Source organism: Sphingomonas bisphenolicum, assembly GCF_024349785.1.
Lineage (GTDB): Bacteria > Pseudomonadota > Alphaproteobacteria > Sphingomonadales > Sphingomonadaceae > Sphingobium > Sphingobium bisphenolicum.
In genome coordinates, this window is sequence record NZ_AP018817.1 from 948,104 (window position 1) to 966,529 (window position 18,426).

Sequence of the window (18,426 nt, forward strand, 5' to 3'; positions counted from 1 at the left end):
ATGGCGCGGGATAGTGATGGTGCGGCCAAGAAGACTCGAACTTCCACGGGCTTTCGCCCACAACGACCTCAACGTTGCGCGTCTACCAATTCCGCCATGGCCGCACATCAACAGGGAAACCGGCGGGGCCGGTGCCTTGGTAGGAGGCGGCCCTTAGCAAAGGCTTTTGCGCCATGCAACAAGTGATCGGCATCCGCGTTGTGATTGATTGGAGAAGGTGAAGCCAGTGTCGCACAATGGCGTGACCGGCGTGGGAGAAACCGCATGATGACGGCGCATTTCTGGATGGGCGCGGGCGCGACCCTGGGGGTGGCGGCCATGATGGGCCTGGGGTTGGGCAGCTATGTGACCAGCCCGCATAGACCGGCGCGCAGCGCGAGCGACTATGTGGAGGCGACGCCCGCCGATCAGGTCGCGACCGAGGCGTCCTTCGCGATTCAGAAGGGGCCGGGGGTCATTCATTGCACCGGGTGCGGCCCTACCCTGGCCGAACGGCGCTGGCAGGCGGACATGGCCGGGCTGGATGCGAATGGCATGATCGACGGGACCAGCGATCCGGTGGTGCGGGACTATGAGGCGGCCGCCTTGCCGCAAGATCTGATGCCCGATGCTGCGCCTGCTGCGGTTCGTACCTTGCCGCCGCAGATCAGGCGATTCGCGGCTGGTGAAGCAGTCCCGCCGCCGGTCGCCGTGCCGGCCGATCAAGATGCGATGGAGGATGATCCGCCGCCGGCGCCGGTGGTCGCAACCATGCCTGCCGAACCCCGTTTTTGACTGTACCATGATCCGATCGGTGTCCCGCCTTCACGGGACCATCGATCGGATCGGTACGGACCGGCGTCAGGCCGCTTATTCGGCGGCGACCGTTTCCGCCGGCCGGTCGCTCAGCGGATGGGCGAGGCGGCCCAGCATCTCCTTCGGGCAGACCTGCCAGATATAGCGGCGCCAGCGATCCCAGTCGTCCAGGATGGTGTTGGACCATTTGCTGTCCGTCGCCACCGCATGTTCGGCGATCAGCGCCTTGACCTGCGCCTCCCAATGGACGCTGTCCAGTCGCTGCCAGACAATGCCTTCGGGGTTGGCCTGCGCCGGGAAGCTGCCATCCTCGTCCAGGATGAAGGCCATGCCGCCGGTCATGCCCGCGCCGAAATTGGCGCCGGTCTTGCCCAAGATGACCGCCGTGCCGCCGGTCATATATTCGCAGCCATTGGCGCCGCAGCCCTCGACCACGACCTGCGCCCCCGAATTGCGGACGGCGAAGCGTTCACCAGCCTGACCGGCCGCGAACAGCTTGCCGCTGGTTGCGCCATAGAGGACGGTGTTGCCCAGGATCGTATTGTCCTTGGACGAGAGCGGGCTGGAGACGGTCGTGCGCACCTTGATGATGCCGCCCGACAGCCCCTTGCCGACATAGTCGTTGGCGTCGCCGAACACTTCAAGGGTGATGCCTTTGCACAGGAAGGCGCCCAGCGACTGGCCCGCCGACCCGCGCAGGCGCACGGTCAAATGGCCGTCGGCCAGCGTCGACATGCCGAACCGGTCCGTGACGGCGGATGACAGCCGCGTGCCGACCGCGCGATGCGTGTTGCGCACCGTATAGGTGAGCTGCATCTTCTCGCCACGCTCGAACACCGCCTTGGCATCGCGCATCATCTGCGCATCCAGGCTGTCGGGCACCTCGTTGCGCCATTGCGTCAGGCTGAAGCGGCGCTGGTCGTCGGGCGCGTCCACCTTGGCCAGGATCGGGTTGAGGTCGAGATCGTCCAGATGTTCGGCGCCACGATTGACCTGCTTGAGCAGTTCCGTCCGCCCGATCACTTCGTCCAGGCTGCGGAAGCCAAGGCGGGCAAGGACTTCGCGCACTTCTTCGGCGATAAAGGTCATCAGGTTAATGACCTTCTCCGGGGTGCCGGTGAACTTCTGGCGCAGCTTTTCATCCTGCACGCACACGCCCACCGGGCAGGTGTTGCTGTGGCACTGGCGCACCATGATGCAACCCATGGCGACGAGGCTCAGCGTGCCGATGCCGAACTCCTCCGCGCCCAGGATCGCGGCGATCACGATATCGCGCCCGGTCTTGAGGCCGCCGTCGGTACGCAGCTTCACCCGATGGCGCAGGCCATTGAGGGTCAGCACCTGATTGGCTTCGGACAGGCCCATTTCCCAGGGCGTGCCGGCATATTTGATGCTGGTCTGCGGAGATGCGCCGGTACCGCCGACATGGCCCGCGATCAGGATGACGTCGGCATGGGCCTTGGCCACGCCCGCCGCGACCGTGCCGATACCGGCCTGGCTGACCAGCTTCACGCACACGCGGGCGCGCGGGTTGATCATCTTGCAGTCGTAGATGAGCTGCGCCAGATCCTCGATCGAATAGATGTCGTGGTGCGGCGGCGGCGAGATCAGCGTCACGCCGGGCGTCGAATGGCGCAGCTTGGCGATGAACTCGGTCACCTTGAAGCCGGGCAACTGGCCGCCCTCGCCGGGCTTGGCGCCCTGCGCGACCTTGATCTCGATCTCTTCGGCCGATGCCAGATATTCGGCATGAACACCGAAGCGACCCGACGCGATCTGCTTGATGACCGAGTTGGCGTTGTCGCCATTGTCATAGGGCTTGAAGCGGTTCGCATCCTCGCCGCCTTCGCCCGACACCGCCTTGGCGCCGATGCGGTTCATCGCGATCGCCAGCGTCTCATGCGCTTCGGGGCTGAGCGCGCCCAGCGACATGCCCGGCGTCACGAAGCGCTTGCGAATTTCGGTGGTCGCCTCAACCTCGTCGATCGGTACGGCTTCGCGAGCGAAGTTGAACTCCATCAGGTCGCGCAGATAGACGGGCGGCAAATCGCGGACGCCACGCGAAAATTGCAGATAGGTCGAATAGCTGTCGGTCGCCACGGCCGTCTGTAACAGGTGCATCAGCTGCGCCGAATAGGCATGGCTCTCGCCGCCCTGGCGCTGGCGGTAGAAGCCGCCGATCGGCAGGCGTACGGCCGCCGCGTCGAACGCCTGCTCGTGGCGCAGCATCGCGCTGTAGTGGAGCGAGGCATAGCCCTCGCCTGAAATCTTCGCTGGCATACCGGGGAACAGATCGTTGACCAGCGCGCGCGACAGGCCCACCGCTTCGAAATTATAACCGCCGCGATAGCTGCTGATAACCGCGATGCCCATTTTGGACATGATCTTGAGCAGGCCTTCGTTGATGGCCGTGCGATAGCGTTCGAAACAGGCGTCTAGCGCCAGATCGCCGAACAGGCCGCGGCTGTGGCGGTCGGCGATGCTGGCTTCGGCCAGATAGGCGTTCACCGTGGTCGCGCCGACGCCGATCAGCACCGCGAAATAATGGGTGTCGAGCGCTTCGCACGACCGCACGTTGATCGATGCGTAGCTGCGCAGCCCCTTGCGCACCAGATGCGTATGGACCGCCGCCGCCGCCAGCACGCCGGCGATGGCCGCACGATCGGCATTGACGCCCTCGTCGGTCAGGAAGATTTCGGTGCGCCCCTCGCGCACCGCCTGCTCGGCCTCCTCGCGGATGCGGGAGATGGCGGCGCGCAGTTGCTCCTGCCCGCCGGATGCGGGGAAAGTGCAGTCGATCTCGGCCACGGACGGGCCGAAATAGGCCTTAAGCCGCGCCCATTCGGCGCTCGTCACGACCGGCGATTCCAGCACCAGCACATGGCTGTTCTGTGCGCCTTCCTCCAGGATGTTGTGGAGGTTGGAGAAGCGCGTCTTCAGGCTCATCACATGCCGTTCGCGCAGCGGATCGATCGGCGGGTTGGTGACCTGGCTGAAATTCTGCCGGAAGAAATGGCTGATCGTGCGCGGCTTGTCGGAAATGACCGCGAGCGGCGTGTCATCGCCCATCGACCCGATCGCTTCCTTGGCGTCCTCCACCATGGGAGAGAGGATCAGTTCCAGATCCTCCAGCGTCAGGTTGGCGGCGACCTGGCGGCGGGTCAGTTCGGCCTTGTCCCAGCCGGGCAGCGCAGTTGGCGCGTCGCCGAGGTCGGCGACGGTCAGAAAGTCCTTGATGAGTTCGCCATAGGGGCGCTCGCCCGCGATCCGGTCCTTGATCGCGCGGTCGTCATAGATTTCGCCTTCGAGCAGGTCGACGGCGATCATCTGGCCCGGACCCATGCGGCCCTTCTTGACGATGGTGGTTTCGGGCACGACGACCATGCCGGTCTCCGAACCCACGATCAGCAGATTGTCGCCGGTCAGCGTATAACGCAGCGGGCGCAGCGCATTGCGGTCGACACCGGCGACGACCCAGCGGCCGTCGGTCATGGCGAGCGCGGCCGGCCCGTCCCACGGCTCCATGACGGAGGCGAGATAGTCGTACATGTCGGCATGGGCCTTGGGCAGGTCGGCGCTCGCCGACTGCCAGGCTTCGGGGACCAGCATCAGCTTGGCCGTCGGCGCGTCGCGGCCCGACCGGCAGATCGCTTCGAACACGGCATCGAGCGCGGCGGTATCGGACGCACCCGCCGGGATCACCGGCTTGATGTCCTCCGACTGCTCGCCGAAGGCGAGGCTCGCCATCTTGATCTCGTGGCTCTTCATCCAGTTCTTGTTGCCGCGGATCGTGTTGATCTCGCCATTATGGGCGAGGGTGCGGAACGGCTGGGCCAGCCACCATTGCGGGAAGGTGTTGGTCGAATAGCGCTGATGGAAGATCGCGACGCGGCTTTCGAACCGCTCGTCCTGCAGGTCCGGGAAGAAGACCGACAGCGATTCGGCGAGGAACAGCCCCTTGTAGATGATCGACCGGCACGACAGCGAGCAGACATAGAAATCCTGGATCTGCGCGGCGATGACCTGCTTTTCGATCCGGCGGCGGATCAGGTAAAGGTCCTTTTCGAATTCGGCCTGGTCGCGTTCCTCCGGCATCGGGCCGGCGATCATGATCTGCTCGATTTCGGGGCGCGTGCGCTGCGCCTTTTCGCCGATGACCGACACGTCCACCGGCACCTGGCGCCAGCCATAGATGGTGTAGCCGGCCTCGATGATCTCGGCTTCCACGATAGTACGGCAGGTTTCCTGGGCGCTGAGGTCCGTGCGCGGCAGGAAGATCATGCCGACGGCGAGGCGATTGGGCAGCGGCTTGTGGCCCGAATCCGCGATCGCATCGTCGAAGAAGCGCACCGGCAGGTCGACATGGATGCCCGCGCCGTCGCCGGTCTTGCCGTCGGCATCGACCGCGCCGCGATGCCATACCGCCTTGAGCGCATCGATCGCGCTGGCGACGACGCGGCGGCTGGGCCGACCATCGGTCGCGGCGACCAGGCCCACGCCACAGGCGTCGCCTTCCATCTCGGGATGATACATGCCCTCGGCCGCGATCCGTGCGCGCTCTTCGGGGCTGGCGGTGAAGTTGGTGTCGGTCATGATGACTTACCCTTGCCTGTGGCCATCCGCTTTCTGGGTACGGCCGCTGTCATTCCGTTGATTGCCGGCATCGCCGGCGTCGATTGTCAGTTGGCCTTCTTGGCGTCCGCCCCGAGCAATGTAGTGAGGCGGTCGCGTTCAGCCTTGGTCAGGTCGTTATAGGTGCGCGGCTTGGGCAGCTTTTCGAGTTCGGCCGCAGATGATTTCATGATCTCTGGCATGGCCTGCATCATTTCCGGCATCACCTTCTGCAGTCGACCGATATAATGCGGGTCGGCAGCCAGCTCCATGAAGCCTGCGCCGAACTTCGCGCCGATGGGCGTCTTGAAAAACGCGCCGATCTGGTCGAGTTCGGCAGAATTGTAGCGAGAGGCGAAAGCCTCCGCCATGCCTTCGCGCATATCCGGTTCATAGCGCCCCATGAAGCGACCGATTGCGGGCATCATGCTGTTGACGACCACGTCCATGCGCTTCCGGAAATTGGGATCGATGATCGCCATCATCTCCTCGATCGTCCCTTCGCCCAGCTTGTCCGCCTGTTCCGGATCGAGGCCACCGACTTTCAGGAACTCGCGGATCGGCATCTTGGTCATGCCGTCCATCATCGGTCCCATCATCTTCTGCATCATCGGCCCCATCATTTTTTCCATGGTGCCATCGGGCAGAATAACGGCGGCGATCGGCTTGGCCTTGGCCAGCAGCGCCGGATCGACAGCTTCTACCGTTGCAGCAGGCGCCTGGGCCTGCGCAGCGATCGGGGCGGATAGCAGCAGTAAAGGGGCGACGAGGGAAGTGAAGCGCATCACGCCGCGACCCTTTCGCCCGCCTTGGCCTTCGCCTTCAGATAGCGATGCATATGATCCGTCACATCCCGCCCGTCGCGGATCGCCCAGACGACCAGCGATGCGCCGCGCACGATGTCGCCGGCCGCGAACACGCCGTCCACGCTGGTCATCATCGTCTTGTGATCGACGCGCAGCGTGCCCCAGCGGGTGACCGACAGGTCGTCGGCGCCGAACAACCTGGGCAGTTCTTCAGGGTCGTAGCCCAGCGCCTTGATGACCAGATCGGCTTCCAGCGTATGTTCGCTGCCCGGATCGGCTTCCGGCGCACGGCGACCGGAGGCGTCGGGCTGGCCGAGGCGCATCTTGGTGACCTTGACGCCGGTGACTTGGCTTGTGCCTTCAAAAGCGATCGGCGCGGTCAGCCAGACGAACTCGACGCCTTCCTCCTCCGCATTGGCGACTTCGCGCTGCGATCCGGGCATATTTTCCCGGTCGCGGCGGTAGAGGCACTTTACCGACTTGGCGCCCTGGCGGATGGCGGTGCGGACGCAGTCCATCGCCGTGTCGCCGCCGCCGATGACGACGACATTCTTGCCGGTCGCCAGCAGCGACCCGTCGTCATGTTCCGGCACGGCGTCGCCGAAGCCCGCCTTGTTGGAGGCGGTGAGATAGTCGAGCGCCTTGACCACGCCCGCGGCGCCGACGCCCGGCGCCTTGATGTCGCGCGGCTTGTAGACGCCCGTCGCGATCAGGATCGCATCATGCTTCTGGCGCAACTGTTCCAGCGTGGCGTCGCGGCCGATCTCGAAACTGTCGTGGAAGATGATGCCGCCGTCCTTGAGCCGCTGGATGCGGCGCATGACCACGTCCTTCTCCAGCTTGAAGCCGGGGATGCCATAGGTCAGCAGGCCGCCGGCGCGATCGTGCCGGTCGTAGACATGGACCTCATAGCCCGCCACGCGCAGATATTCCGCCGTCGTCAGGCCGGCCGGTCCCGCACCGATGACGCCGACCGACTGGCCGCGCGCCGCGCCGGGGACCAGCGGTTCGACCCAGCCTTCCTTCCAGGCGGTGTCGGTGATGTATTTTTCGACGCTGCCGATGGTCACGGCGCCATGGCCGGAAAATTCGATGACGCAATTGCCCTCGCACAGCCGGTCCTGCGGGCAGATGCGGCCGCAGATTTCCGGCATGGTGCTGGTCAGGTTCGACAGTTCATAGGCTTCGCGCAACCGGCCTTCGGCGGTCAGGCGCAGCCAGTCGGGGATATGATTGTGCAGCGGGCAATGGGTCGAGCAATAGGGGACGCCGCATTGCGAGCAGCGCGACGCCTGTTCTTCCGCCTTATCGAGAATGAAGCTGCGGCTGATTTCCAGAAAATCGTCGGCGCGGTCGTCCGCCGCGCGCTTTTCCGGGTAGGATTGTGCCTTACCCACAAATTTCAGCATCGGATTGTCAGCCATGGATCGCCTCTGAATCTGTTTCAGCAGCGCGCATAGCAGAAAAACCCGCGCAGTCACGTGGATTCTGGCAGTTAGGTCAGCATGACTTACTAATTAAATGGGATTTTACCGCTTAATTGCGAATGGATCGCAAAAACTAGCATAGGATAAGGACCGTTTCGGACCTACCTCATGCCGAGCCAGATCAGCGCGGCGCAGCCGGCGACGATTCGATACCAGGCAAAGGGGGTGAAGCCATGTTTGGACACCAGCCCGACGAACCATTTGATGACCAGAAGGGCGACGAAGAAGGAGACGATGAAGCCGAGCGCGATACTGTCCCAGCCCACCGTCGCGCTGGTGATCTGGTCGCCCTTCTTCAGCAGTTCCAGGGTCGTCGCGCCCAACATGGTCGGTATCGCCAGGAAGAAGCTGAACTCCGCCGCGGTGCGCCGCTCGACGCCCAGCGTCAGCGCGCCCATGATCGTGGCCCCCGACCGGCTGACGCCGGGGATCATCGATATGCACTGGATCAGGCCCACGCCCACCGCGCGGATGGCGGGGATGTCGGCGATGCCGTGGAACCGCTGTTCCTTCACCATGCGTTCGATGAGCAGGATCGCTACGCCGCCCACGATCAACGCCCAGGCGACGACCCTGGGCGCGCCCAGCAGCATCTCGACATAGTCGTGCAGCGCCAGGCCGACGATGGCGGCGGGGATGAAGGCGAGCAGCAGGTTGCGCAGGAACCGCCAGCTTACCAGCTCGCGCCGCAACAGCCCCATCGCCACCGCCCAGAAAGTGCGCCAGTAGAGCACCACCACCGCCAGGATCGCGCCGAGCTGGATCACGACGTTGAACATCGCCCAGCTGGCCGAATCATAGCCCAGCAATTCGCTCGCCAGGATCAGATGCCCGGTCGAGGATACCGGCAGGAATTCGGTCAGCCCTTCCACGATGCCCAGCAGGATGACGGTCAGATAATGGAGGTCCATGGGAAGCCTTTGGCGCAGCGTGCTCTCGCGAAGGCGTTGAACCGAGGCACGTGACTCGGTTCAATCCAGTTCGGACGGTGGGGCTGGTCTCCCGCCTGCGCGGGAGAACAAGGCTATGTCAGGCGCGCGCGCGGCCGGCGAAACGGCCGTGGCGGCGATAGCGGACCATCCACTTGTCGGCGACTGCGCCGAGCGGCGTCGGCGCGACGCCCAGCGCCTCCAGCCCTTCCGCCCCGGGCGCTGCGACATTGTCGCGGCCCAGCATGGCGAGCTGGTCGCGGCTGATCGGGCCGCCCGGCAGCATCGCCAGCAGCGACGCGACGCCCTGCGGCACGTCGATCAGGGGCTTGTCACGGCCGATCGCCTTGGCGATCCAGGCGTTGATCTCCTTCATGCTCATCACCTGCGGGCCGGCGACCTCATAGGTCTTGCCGCCATAAAGGCCGGGCTGCGCGGCGGCATGGGCGATCGCGTCGGCAACGTCACCGACATAGACCGGCTGGAATTTGGTCGCAGGCGCAATCACCGGGACGACCGGGAACAGGCTGATGAGGTCGGCGAAACGGTTGAGGAACTGGTCCTCCGGCCCGAAGACGATCGACGGGCGAATGATGGTGGCGCTGGGGAAGGCGGCCTTGACCGCGGTCTCGCCCGCCGCCTTCGACCGGCCATAGGCCGACGGGCTTTCGGCGTCCGCGCCGATCGCCGAGACATGGACCAGCGCCCGCACGTCCGCGGCGGCGGCGGCTTTCGCCACATTGGCCGCGCCGACATGGTGGAAGGCGTCGAAATCGCCCGCCAATATGCCGACCAGATTGACGACGACGTCGCTGCCATGGATGGCGCGGGCGACGCTGTCGGGCTTGCGGATGTCCGCGGCGACGAACTGGGTCTGGCCCAGATTGCCCAGCGTCTTGACCTTCATCGCGGTGGCCAGGTCGCGCTGCGCGATCCGCACCCGCGCGCCCTGCGCCATCAGCGCCTGGGCGACCTGCCGGCCCAGAAAGCCGCCGCCGCCGAACACCGTAACCAGACTGTCCTTCATCACGCGCGTCCCATGTCCAAATTTAAGGGAATGACTCTGCCAAACCCCTTGCAACAGCCGCCGCGCGCTGACAACCGCCTTTAGCCGAACCAGCCTTGCAGATCGGCCAGCATCCACAGGCCCAGACCCAGGAATAGCAACGCCGCGCCGATCTGCAACGCGCGCATCGGCACCTTCTTGGCCAGCGCCTCGCCGAACAGGACGGCCGGCACATTGGCGATCATCATGCCCAGCGTCGTGCCCATGGTGACGGCGACCAGATTGTCGAACCGCGCGCCCAGCGCCACGGTCGCAACCTGCGTCTTGTCGCCCATCTCGACCAGGAAGAAGGCGACCAGCGTCGTCACGAACACGCCCGCCTTGGTCGGGGCTTTCAGCGGCGCATCCTCGTCGAACGTGTCGGGGATCAGCGTCCAGGCGGCCATGGCGATGAAGGAGGCGGCGACGGCGTAGCGGAACCAGTCCTGCGTCAGCACGCCTGCGATCGAATGGCCGACCAGCGCGGCGAGGAAATGATTGGCGACCGTGGCCGCGAAGATGCCCAGGATGATCGGCACCGGCTTGCGAAAGCGGGTGGCGAGCAGCATGGCCAGCAACTGCGTCTTGTCGCCCATTTCGGCGAGCGCGACGAGCGCGGCGGAGGTGAAGAGAGCTTCCATCGTGAATTTCCGGGGCCGGGCGGAAGTGAAACAGACGCAATGCCACCGTCGCCTCCCGCCCGGCCGGACAGAGAAGCGCCGATGCCATTGGTCTCGCCAGAAGCGGTGACCCGCGTCCCATATGCCATGGCCTCTCGGCCAAATATGTTGACATATGGCCCGTTCCTCGGCGGAACGGCTGGCTACTCCCCAGATGACGCGCTAGCCTCTAGGCGAGCGGCGCGGGGAAGGCAAGCCATGGCGAAGGACGCGAACAAGACGGTCGAAACGGCGGCGGACGTGGACGCGTTTCTGGCGGCGGTCGAGCCCGAAGAGTGGCGCGCGGACGGCCGGATCGCGGCGGCGCTGATGGCGCGCCTGTCGGGCGAACCGCCGCGCCTGTGGGGATCCAGCATCATCGGCTTCGGCCGCTATCACTATCGCTATGACAGCGGGCGCGAGGGCGAGAGCTGCCGCATCGGCTTTGCGCCGCGCAAGGCGGAGCTGGTCTTCTATCTGGCCGGGCTGGCGGACATGGATTTCGCCACTTTGGGCACGCATCGGCGCGGCAAGGGCTGCCTCTATGTGAAACGCCTGTCCGGCATCGACATGGCGGTATTGGAGGCGCTGATCGTCAAGAGCCTTGCCCATATGGACGAGGTCTATCCGCGATGAAGACGCTGTTGCCGATCCTTGCCCTGTTGTTGACCGCAGCGCCCGCGCGGGCGCAGAGCGAGCAGGCGACGATTGCGTCGCTCTCCGCCGATCTGGCGAGCGGCCGCACGACCAGCGAGAAGACAGTACGCGCATATCTCAAACGCATCGCAGCGATGGACCGCAAGGGGCCGCGCCTCAACAGCATCATCAGTCTCAATCCCCATGCGATGCAGGACGCGCGGGCGCTGGACGCCGCGCGCCGCGCGGGCAAGCTGCGCGGGCCGCTCCATGGCGTGCCGATCCTGCTCAAGGACAATATCGAGGCGGCGGGGATGCCGACCACCGCGGGGTCGCTGGCGCTCGCCCGCAACGATCCGGGCCGCGATTCGCCGGTCGCCGCAGCGCTGAGAGCGAAGGGCGCGATCATCCTGGGCAAGACCAACCTGTCCGAATGGGCCAATTTCCGCTCAGAACGGTCGATGAGCGGCTGGAGCGCGATCGGCGGCCTCACCCGCAATCCCTATGCGCTCGATCGCACCACCTGCGGGTCGTCGAGCGGATCGGGCGCAGCGGTCGCCGCCGGCTTCGCCCCTGCCGCGATCGGCAGCGAAACCAACGGGTCGATCATCTGCCCCGCCTCGATGATGGGGCTGGTGGGGTTGAAGCCGACGGTCGGCCTCATACCCCGCACCCATATCGTACCGATCAGCCATAGCCAGGATACGGCCGGCCCCATGGCGCGCAGCGTGCGCGACGTCGCCATCCTGCTGTCGGCGCTGATCGCCAGCGACCCCGCCGACCCTGCCACTGCCGACGCCATGGCCCATGCGGGCGATTATGCCGCCGCGCTTGATCCCGCCGCGATCGGCAGGATGCGGATCGGCGTGCTGCGCGGCGGCGCGCAACCGGAACTGCTGGAGCGCTATGAAGCGGCGCTGGCGCTGCTCAAGGGAATGGGCGCGACCTTGGTGGAGGTGAAGAAACCGCCGATGGAAGGCATGTCGGCCGCCAGCTACGACGTGCTGCAATATGAGTTCAAGGCGGACGTGAACGCCTATCTCGCCACCACACGGCCCGACCAGGTGGACAGCCGCACGCTCGCCGGTCTCATCGCCTTCGACGACGCGCACAAGGCGTCGGAGATGCCGCTGTTCGGGCAGGAAATCTTCGCCCTGTCGCAAGCCAAGGCCGGGCTGGACGACCCGGCCTACAAAGCGGCGCGCGCAACATCGTTGCGGCTGGCGGGGCGGGAGGGGATCGACGCGATGCTGGCTGATAACCGCGTCGATCTGCTGGTGACGATCAGCTACGGCCCGGCCTGGCCGTCCGATACCGTATGGGGCGATTAATATGAGGGGCCGGGCGGCTCCACCGGCCCGGCGGCGATCGCGGGCTATCCGCATCTGACCGTGCCGATGGGGCTGGTGCGCGGCCTGCCGGTAGGGTTGAGCTTCATCGGCGCGGCCTATGCCGAACAGAGGCTGCTCGATGCGGGGCTGGCCTATGAACAGGCGGCGGGAATCAGCAACAAGCCGGATTTCCGCGCGACGGTGGACAGCGGCCCGGAACTGGAAGGCCAGCGGCCCTGACATCCATCAGGTCTTAGCCTGTCTCAAGGCTCGCCGGCGCTTTCCTGCATCCGCCGTTCGGCGAACCATTGTTGCAGCATCTGGGCGGTGCAGCCGGTAAAGCCGTTGCTGCCGATGGCGTTGCAGCTATTGGGCAGCGTCTGCCGCTGGGTCTGCTCCATCGTCGCCACCTGGCTGCCCCAGCCCGGACCGCCCGACACGGCGGGCTTTTCCCGCAATTTCTTGGGGATGCGATAGCGCTCCGCCTCGGGCTTGCGGGCGCACACGACGATCTCGTCGCCCTTGCTCTGCGGGCAGGGATCGTCGCCATAGACCAGCAGGTTGATGATCCGTTCGGGCGGCGGCTCCGCCTGCGCAAGCGCCGGAGAGGGAAGCAGCGGGGCCAGCAACAGGCCGACCAGGGGAAGCACGACGCGCGGTCGCATAAGAGAATCCTTTACCACCCCCGTTGGATGCCGGGCGTGCCCAATGCCCGGCGGCTCATGGATCAGGACGTCATCAACGCCCACAATCCGTCATGGCCGGGTCGCAGATGGCGCCGGTGCGGGCTGCTGCGCCGCTTTTTCCTCGGCTTTCACCCGCGCCTCGATCGCGTCGCTGTCGGCATCGATGGTGGACAGGCGCTTGGCGCGCTCGGCCGCGACCAGATCCTTCCAGCTTGCATTGTCGAGCGCCTGCCGCTCCGCCTTGGCCAGGCGGGACAGTTGCGCGAAGCAGCCGGTCGCGCCGCCGCTGCCCACCGGCGAGCAGCTTTCGGTGCCGGAGCGGCCGACATATTCCATCGACCGCACCCGTTCGCCCCAGGCCTGCTTGCTCGGCATGTTGGGATCGCCGCGCAGCGGTTCGGGGATGCGATAACGTTCCTCCTCGCCCTTGCGCGCGCACACGACGATGTCGTCGCCAGCGCTTTGCGGGCAGGCGTCGTCGCCATAGACGATGACGATATTGACCTTTTCCGACGCGGGGTCGGTCACGGCGGTCGGAGCGGTGGCGGGTGGCGATGCCGTTTGCGCCAGGGCGGGGACGGACGCGCCCAGCATCAGCCCAATGGTCAGAGCCGTTGCAATCATCGGGGTCTTCATCATCTGTCCGTCCTTATCAAAGGCGCTTGGAAAGCGCGATGGCGGCCCGGCATCCCAAACGGATGGCGCCCGACAAGAGGGGGTAGGCAGGTGCCCGCTCCGCACCGTGGGCGAGCGCCGCGTCGCGATGTTCGACCTCCTCCGCCTGGAAATTCGCAATGGCGGTGGAGAGTTCCGAATCGCTGTCGCCCAATTGCGCCAGTTGCTCGGCATAGTGGCGGTCGATTTCCGTCTCGATCGCGGCGGTACAGGCCATGGCGGCCTTCGGGCCCATGGCGGCCGTGACCGCGCCCAGCGCGAAACCGGCGGCGCTCCAGATCGGCGCCAGCGCCGTCGGGCGGACGCCGCGCCGGGCGATCATCGCGTCAAAGGCGGCGCGATGCCGTTCCTCCTGCGCCGCCATACCGGCAATCAGGCGACCATAGGGATGGCGATCGCCCATCACCGCCAGTTGCCCGGCATAGATGCGCACCGCGCCAAACTCGCCAGCCTGGTCGACGCGCACCATGGCGGCGCGGTCGGCATCGGACAGGCGCTTGCCCGGTCGGGGAAAATCCTTGGGCGCGGTCATGCTTTTCTCGCCTTGAGCAATAGCGCCAAGATGGCGAGCGCGGCGGCTCCGGACAAGAGGCCGTTATAGCCGGCGAGCGAAATGCCGAAAAGATCCCATGGCGCGACGTCGCAACGGGTGATCGGCGTCGCCCAGATCTGGTTGAGCAGGTCGGCGCCGCCGCCCGCCGGGGTGGTGGAGCAGGTGGTCAGTCCTTCCCACCAGCCATATTCGACCCCGGCATGGAACAGGCCGATCAGCCCGCTGATGCCGATGGCGAGGCCGGCCAGCCCCGCGAACAGCGCGCTGACGCAGGCGCGGCCGCGCAGCGCATAGGCCAGCAGCGCCAGCAGGATCGCGGCCATATGGGGGTAACGCTGCCACCAGCACATGTCGCAGGGGTGCAGGCCGCCGACATATTGCGACGCATAGGCGCCGCCCAGCAGCAGGACGGGCGTCAGCAAGGCGATGGTGCGGGCAAGCGGGATGCTCTTCATGATGCCCGCTTAAAGCCTTGGCTTGCTTTCGTCATGCTGAACTTGATGGCCTGGACATATCATGGCGTGTTCGCCTGCGCGGGAACACGCCATGGTGAAGAGGTCGCCTTATTTCGCCCCCGGCTTGCGCGCCGTCCCCTGCGCCTGGGCGATGGTCGCGCCGGGCGTGCCGGCCAGGCGCGCGATCGTCTTGAGCGCATAGTCGAGCTGGAAGTCCTCGACGCCCTTCTTCTTCAGTTCCTCGGCCGACAGGGCGAAGCGCGGATCGTCCTTGCTGTCTTCCTCCAGCGCCTTGTCGTCGGTCTTGATCTCGTTGATCAGGTGACGGCGCAGGTCGCTCTCGCGATATTTCGGCCGGTTCTTGTAATCGGGATCGCTCAACTGCGGCACGCGGATATCGGGCTGGATGCCGCCTTCCTGCACGCTGCGGCCCGACGGCGTGTAGTAGCGCGCCGTCGTCAGCTTGAGCGCGGTAGTGTTCGACAGCGGCAACATGGTCTGGACGCTGCCCTTGCCGAAGCTGCGTTCGCCCATCACCAGCGCGCGATGCTGGTCCTGCAATGCGCCCGCGACGATTTCGGAGGCCGAAGCCGAACCTGCATCGACCAGCACGATCACCGGCAGGCCCTTGGCGTCGTCGCCGGGCTTGGCGTAATAGCGTTCGACATCGCCCTTCGCCCGGCCGCGCTGCGACACGATCTCGCCGCGCTCCAGGAAGGCGTCGCTGACGCTCACCGCTTCGTCCAGCAAGCCGCCGGGATTGGACCGCAGGTCGAGGATATAGCCGGTGGGCTTGTGGCCCAGCGACTTGTCGATGCTGCGGATCGCCGACCGCACGTCGGCCCCGGTATTGGCCGAGAAGCTGACGATGTTGACGATGCCGATATTGTTCTTCACTTCCCATTTCACGGGCTTGAGCTGGATGATCTCGCGCGTCAGGGTCAGGTCGATCGGCTTGTCGCGGCCGGCGCGCACGATGGTCAGCTTCAGGCTGGTGCCCGGCGCGCCGCGCATCTTGTCGACCGCCTCGTCCAGCGTGCCGCCATAGATCAACTGGCCGTCGATATGGGTGATATAGTCGCCCGCCTTGATCCCCGCCCGCCAGGCCGGGGTGTCCTGCGTCGGCGCGATCACCTTGACCGCGCCATCCTCCTGCGTGACCGAGAGGCCGAGGCCGCCATAGCTGCCCTCCGTCTGGGTACGCAGATTCTGGAAGTCGCGCGCGTCGAGGAAGCTGCTATGCGGGTCGAGGCTGGCGAGCATCCCGTCGATCGCGCCCTTGATCAGCTTTTCGTCGTCGACCTTTTCGACATAGTCGCTGCGGACCTTCTGGAACACGTCCATGAACTCGTCGAGCGCCTTGTAGCTCGACGCCTCCCCGTCGGCGAGGGCTGCGGTGGTGGCAGGGATGAGCGCAAGCGCCCCGAGCGCGACTGCGCCCTGGAGGAAGGTGGATTTCATGGCTGTCCTAGATTCCGGCATCTGATCCCCGATATAGGCCGATTCTCGTGCCAACGCAAAAGCGAGCTTCGATGAATGTCGCGCAGGGTCGATGAGCGTCGGGTTAACCAAGCCCCACCAGCGGCACGATATCCACGGGTCGGCCGTTGCGGCGCAGTTCCACGGTGATGTTGGGGCGTTCCGGGCCGGTGATGCCGACGGGGTCGCCCTGGCGCACGCTGTCGCCGACCTGTGCCGTGACGCGGTGGAGGCCGGTGATGAGGGTGGTCCAGCCCTGGCCATGGTCGATGATGAGGATCTGGCCATAATCGCGATAGGGGCCGGCGAAGGCGATGCGGCCGGCGGTGGGCGCGATCGCCTGCGCACCCGGCTGGGTCACCAAAGTCAGCCCGCGCGATCGCACGCCCCCGTCATTGACCTCGCCCATGCCGGTGACGAGCTGGCCGATCACCGGCAGGCGATAGGGCGGCGGGCCGCCGGCGGACGCATCGCGCTCCGGGGCGGGGGCGCCGGTCTGATCGGGGCGGGCGGGGCGAAGCAGCGGGCCGGACAGGGCAGCCAGCCGCTCGCGCAGGTCGCCGGCCTGTTCCAGCCGGTCCATCAGGTCGACGATGTCGCGCGCCCGTTCGCCCAGCGCGAGCGCCCGCTCGCTCTCCATGCCGGCATTGGCGCCATAGTCGCGGGCGGCGATGCGTTTTTGCGTTTCGAGGGCGGCGAGCGCGGTCTGCCGGTCCTTGCGGTCGGCCTGCGCCTTGCCCAGCGCATCGGCCGCCTGCTGCGCGGTGGCGCGCAGGGCGCGGCTCTTGTCCAGTTCCTGCCGCAGGCCGGCCGTGCGCTGCTCGATCACCGGCAGCACCTGTCCCAGCACCGCGCGCATATGGACCGCGTCGCCGACCGATCCGGGCTGGACCAGCGCCAGCGCCAGCGGACGGCGGGCCATCATCTGGAGCGCGGCCGTCAGGCGGACGACGGGTTCCTGCCTGGCGGCGAGACGCGCGGCCTGCGCGCGCTGCATCCGGGCGATGATGGCGATCCGGGCCTGCGCCGCCTGAATGTCGGCCTCCGCCTGCTGGATGCGGGCGGCGAGCGCGGCGGCGCGGCGGCGCGCCTGTTCGGCCTCGTCGCGGGCCAGCCCGGCCTGCTGTTCCAGCCGGGCGGAGCGGTCGCGGGCCTCGTCCGACTGGCGGCGGGCGTTTTTGAGCGCCTGCTGCTCCTGCGCCAGCGTCGTGCCGGCGGTGCCGGACAGGATGATCGCGCGGTCGTCTGCGGCGGGCAGGCGCGTGGCGGCCAGGGCCATCAGGCCCGCCATTATGCTTGCGATGAGGAGATTGCGCTTCACCCGATGCCCCGACCCGTATCGTTCCTGACTAGGCATAAGCGCAGGGCGTGTCGAGCATGGTCGAAAGGGCGGCTAACCCTCGCGGTGATAGGGGTGGCCCGCAAGGATCGAGCAGGCGCGCCACAATTGTTCAGCCAGCATCGCGCGGGCCATCATATGCGGCCAGGTCATGGCGCCGAAGGCGATCAGCAGGTCGGCATTGGCTCGTTCCGCATCGTCGAATCCGTCCGCCGCGCCGATCAGGAATCGACATTCGCGCGTGCCCGCGTCGCGCCAGCCCTCGATCCGGCGGGCGAAATCGAGCGAGCCGAGCTGCTTGCCCTTTTCGTCCAGCATGACCGTGACGGTGCCGGGTGCGACCGGGGGCAGCTTGCCGCCGCGGTCGGGCATTTCGGTGATTTTGTGCGGCATGGTCAGCCGCTTGACGTAGCGGTCGACCAGATCGGCTTCGGGCGAGCGCCCGATCTTGCCGCGCGCGATGATGTGGAGGAGCACACCCTACTCCGTTCGTGTTGAGTAGAGGCGAAGCCCCATATCGAAGCACCCGCGCAATCCTTCGATACGCCGCTTCGACTTCGCTCAGCGGCTACTCAGGACGAACGGAATGCAGAGGTCAGGCGTTGCCCGCGACCGGCGCGTCGACGAAGCCCCACATCCGTTCCAGATTGTAGAAGCTGCGCACTTCCGGCTTGAACAGATGGACGATCACGTCGCCAGCGTCGATCAGCACCCAGTCGGCGACCGGAAGTCCCTCGACCCGCGCGGAGCGGCCCGTTTCCTTCTTGATCTTCTCGGCCAGATGCTGGGCGATCGCGGCGACCTGACGCGACGAACGGCCGCTGGCGATCACCATATAATCGGCGATGCTGCTCTTGCCTTCCAGCGGGATGGAGATGGTTTCCTGGGCCTGGTCGTCGTCGAGAGACTGCATGACGAGGGCGTGCAGGGCGGCCACGGA

The 18,426-nt window shown here is 66.2% G+C and carries 18 protein-coding genes, 1 tRNA gene and 1 riboswitch; of the genes, 4 read left to right on the forward strand and 15 right to left on the reverse strand.

Annotated features, from left to right (window positions below; genetic code table 11):
• Positions 1 to 17 precede the first annotated feature (17 nt).
• Positions 18 to 104: transfer RNA gene (locus tag SBA_RS04650), tRNA-Leu, on the reverse strand.
• Between the two features lie 160 nt (positions 105 to 264).
• Here SBA_RS04650 and SBA_RS04655 point away from each other — a divergent pair.
• A complete protein-coding gene (locus SBA_RS04655; RefSeq protein WP_261936057.1) occupies positions 265 to 774 on the forward strand; it encodes a hypothetical protein in 510 nt (169 codons plus the stop codon).
• Positions 775 to 849: 75 nt separating this feature from the next.
• Here the strand turns inward: SBA_RS04655 and gltB are convergent, their stop codons facing one another.
• The 6 genes from gltB to SBA_RS04685 all read right to left on the reverse strand — a co-directional run bounded on the left by gltB (position 850) and on the right by SBA_RS04685 (position 10,314).
• On the reverse strand, positions 850 to 5,388 hold the full coding sequence (gene gltB / locus SBA_RS04660) for a glutamate synthase large subunit (protein WP_261936058.1): 4,539 nt from the start codon (positions 5,386 to 5,388) through the stop codon (positions 850 to 852).
• An 86-nt stretch (positions 5,389 to 5,474) separates the two neighbouring features.
• The gene (locus tag SBA_RS04665; RefSeq protein WP_224548168.1) at positions 5,475 to 6,191 is read right to left on the reverse strand and encodes a DUF2059 domain-containing protein; all 717 of its coding nucleotides are present in this window, start codon (positions 6,189 to 6,191) and stop codon (positions 5,475 to 5,477) included.
• Positions 6,191 to 7,636, reverse strand: a complete 1,446-nt coding sequence (locus SBA_RS04670) for an NAD(P)-dependent oxidoreductase (RefSeq protein ID WP_261936059.1) — start codon at positions 7,634 to 7,636, stop codon at positions 6,191 to 6,193. Before SBA_RS04670 ends, SBA_RS04665 begins: the two co-directional genes overlap by 1 nt.
• A 164-nt stretch (positions 7,637 to 7,800) precedes the next feature.
• Positions 7,801 to 8,610: an undecaprenyl-diphosphate phosphatase gene (locus SBA_RS04675; protein ID WP_261936060.1), complete on the reverse strand. Its 810-nt coding sequence runs from the start codon at positions 8,608 to 8,610 to the stop codon at positions 7,801 to 7,803.
• A 118-nt stretch (positions 8,611 to 8,728) separates the two neighbouring features.
• Positions 8,729 to 9,655: a complex I NDUFA9 subunit family protein gene (locus SBA_RS04680; RefSeq protein ID WP_261936061.1), complete on the reverse strand. Its 927-nt coding sequence runs from the start codon at positions 9,653 to 9,655 to the stop codon at positions 8,729 to 8,731.
• 80 nt (positions 9,656 to 9,735) lie between these two features.
• On the reverse strand, positions 9,736 to 10,314 hold the full coding sequence (locus SBA_RS04685) for a TMEM165/GDT1 family protein (RefSeq protein WP_261936062.1): 579 nt from the start codon (positions 10,312 to 10,314) through the stop codon (positions 9,736 to 9,738).
• A gap of 13 nt (positions 10,315 to 10,327) precedes the next feature.
• Positions 10,328 to 10,518: riboswitch (yybP-ykoY riboswitch) on the reverse strand.
• A gap of 33 nt (positions 10,519 to 10,551) precedes the next feature.
• Here SBA_RS04685 and SBA_RS04690 point away from each other — a divergent pair.
• The 3 genes from SBA_RS04690 to SBA_RS25205 are packed head-to-tail and all read left to right on the forward strand — an operon-like array spanning position 10,552 to position 12,539.
• Positions 10,552 to 10,968 (forward strand): DUF1801 domain-containing protein, encoded by a 417-nt coding sequence (locus tag SBA_RS04690; protein WP_261936063.1) that lies wholly within the window; start codon positions 10,552 to 10,554, stop codon positions 10,966 to 10,968.
• Complete coding sequence (locus tag SBA_RS04695; protein ID WP_315975796.1) at positions 10,965 to 12,299, forward strand: amidase; 1,335 nt, start codon at positions 10,965 to 10,967, stop codon at positions 12,297 to 12,299. Before SBA_RS04690 ends, SBA_RS04695 begins: the two co-directional genes overlap by 4 nt.
• 60 nt (positions 12,300 to 12,359) lie before the next feature.
• Positions 12,360 to 12,539, forward strand: coding sequence for a hypothetical protein (locus SBA_RS25205; RefSeq protein ID WP_315975797.1), 180 nt, complete (start codon positions 12,360 to 12,362; stop codon positions 12,537 to 12,539).
• Between the two features lie 23 nt (positions 12,540 to 12,562).
• On the opposite strand, the gene SBA_RS04700 is transcribed toward SBA_RS25205, so the two are convergent.
• From SBA_RS04700 to rsfS, 8 genes are all read right to left on the reverse strand, one after another.
• The gene (locus tag SBA_RS04700) at positions 12,563 to 12,964 is read right to left on the reverse strand and encodes a hypothetical protein (RefSeq protein WP_224548160.1); all 402 of its coding nucleotides are present in this window, start codon (positions 12,962 to 12,964) and stop codon (positions 12,563 to 12,565) included.
• Positions 12,965 to 13,054: 90 nt separating this feature from the next.
• Positions 13,055 to 13,624 (reverse strand): hypothetical protein, encoded by a 570-nt coding sequence (locus SBA_RS04705; RefSeq protein WP_261936064.1) that lies wholly within the window; start codon positions 13,622 to 13,624, stop codon positions 13,055 to 13,057.
• A 13-nt stretch (positions 13,625 to 13,637) separates the two neighbouring features.
• Complete coding sequence (locus SBA_RS04710) at positions 13,638 to 14,192, reverse strand: demethoxyubiquinone hydroxylase family protein (RefSeq protein ID WP_261936065.1); 555 nt, start codon at positions 14,190 to 14,192, stop codon at positions 13,638 to 13,640.
• Positions 14,189 to 14,668 carry a disulfide bond formation protein B gene (locus tag SBA_RS04715; protein WP_261936066.1) on the reverse strand — a complete coding sequence of 160 codons (480 nt, stop codon included), beginning with the start codon at positions 14,666 to 14,668 and terminating at the stop codon, positions 14,189 to 14,191. The genes SBA_RS04710 and SBA_RS04715 overlap by 4 nt, the downstream gene beginning before the upstream one ends.
• Before the next feature lie 108 nt (positions 14,669 to 14,776).
• Positions 14,777 to 16,129 (reverse strand): S41 family peptidase, encoded by a 1,353-nt coding sequence (locus SBA_RS04720; RefSeq protein WP_261936067.1) that lies wholly within the window; start codon positions 16,127 to 16,129, stop codon positions 14,777 to 14,779.
• A gap of 103 nt (positions 16,130 to 16,232) precedes the next feature.
• A complete protein-coding gene (locus SBA_RS04725) occupies positions 16,233 to 17,438 on the reverse strand; it encodes a murein hydrolase activator EnvC family protein (protein ID WP_390902433.1) in 1,206 nt (401 codons plus the stop codon).
• Between the two features lie 102 nt (positions 17,439 to 17,540).
• Positions 17,541 to 17,963, reverse strand: coding sequence for a 23S rRNA (pseudouridine(1915)-N(3))-methyltransferase RlmH (locus SBA_RS04730; protein ID WP_224548148.1), 423 nt, complete (start codon positions 17,961 to 17,963; stop codon positions 17,541 to 17,543).
• 118 nt (positions 17,964 to 18,081) lie between these two features.
• The gene (gene rsfS / locus SBA_RS04735; RefSeq protein ID WP_315975808.1) at positions 18,082 to 18,399 is read right to left on the reverse strand and encodes a ribosome silencing factor; all 318 of its coding nucleotides are present in this window, start codon (positions 18,397 to 18,399) and stop codon (positions 18,082 to 18,084) included.
• Positions 18,400 to 18,426: the final 27 nt, after the last annotated feature.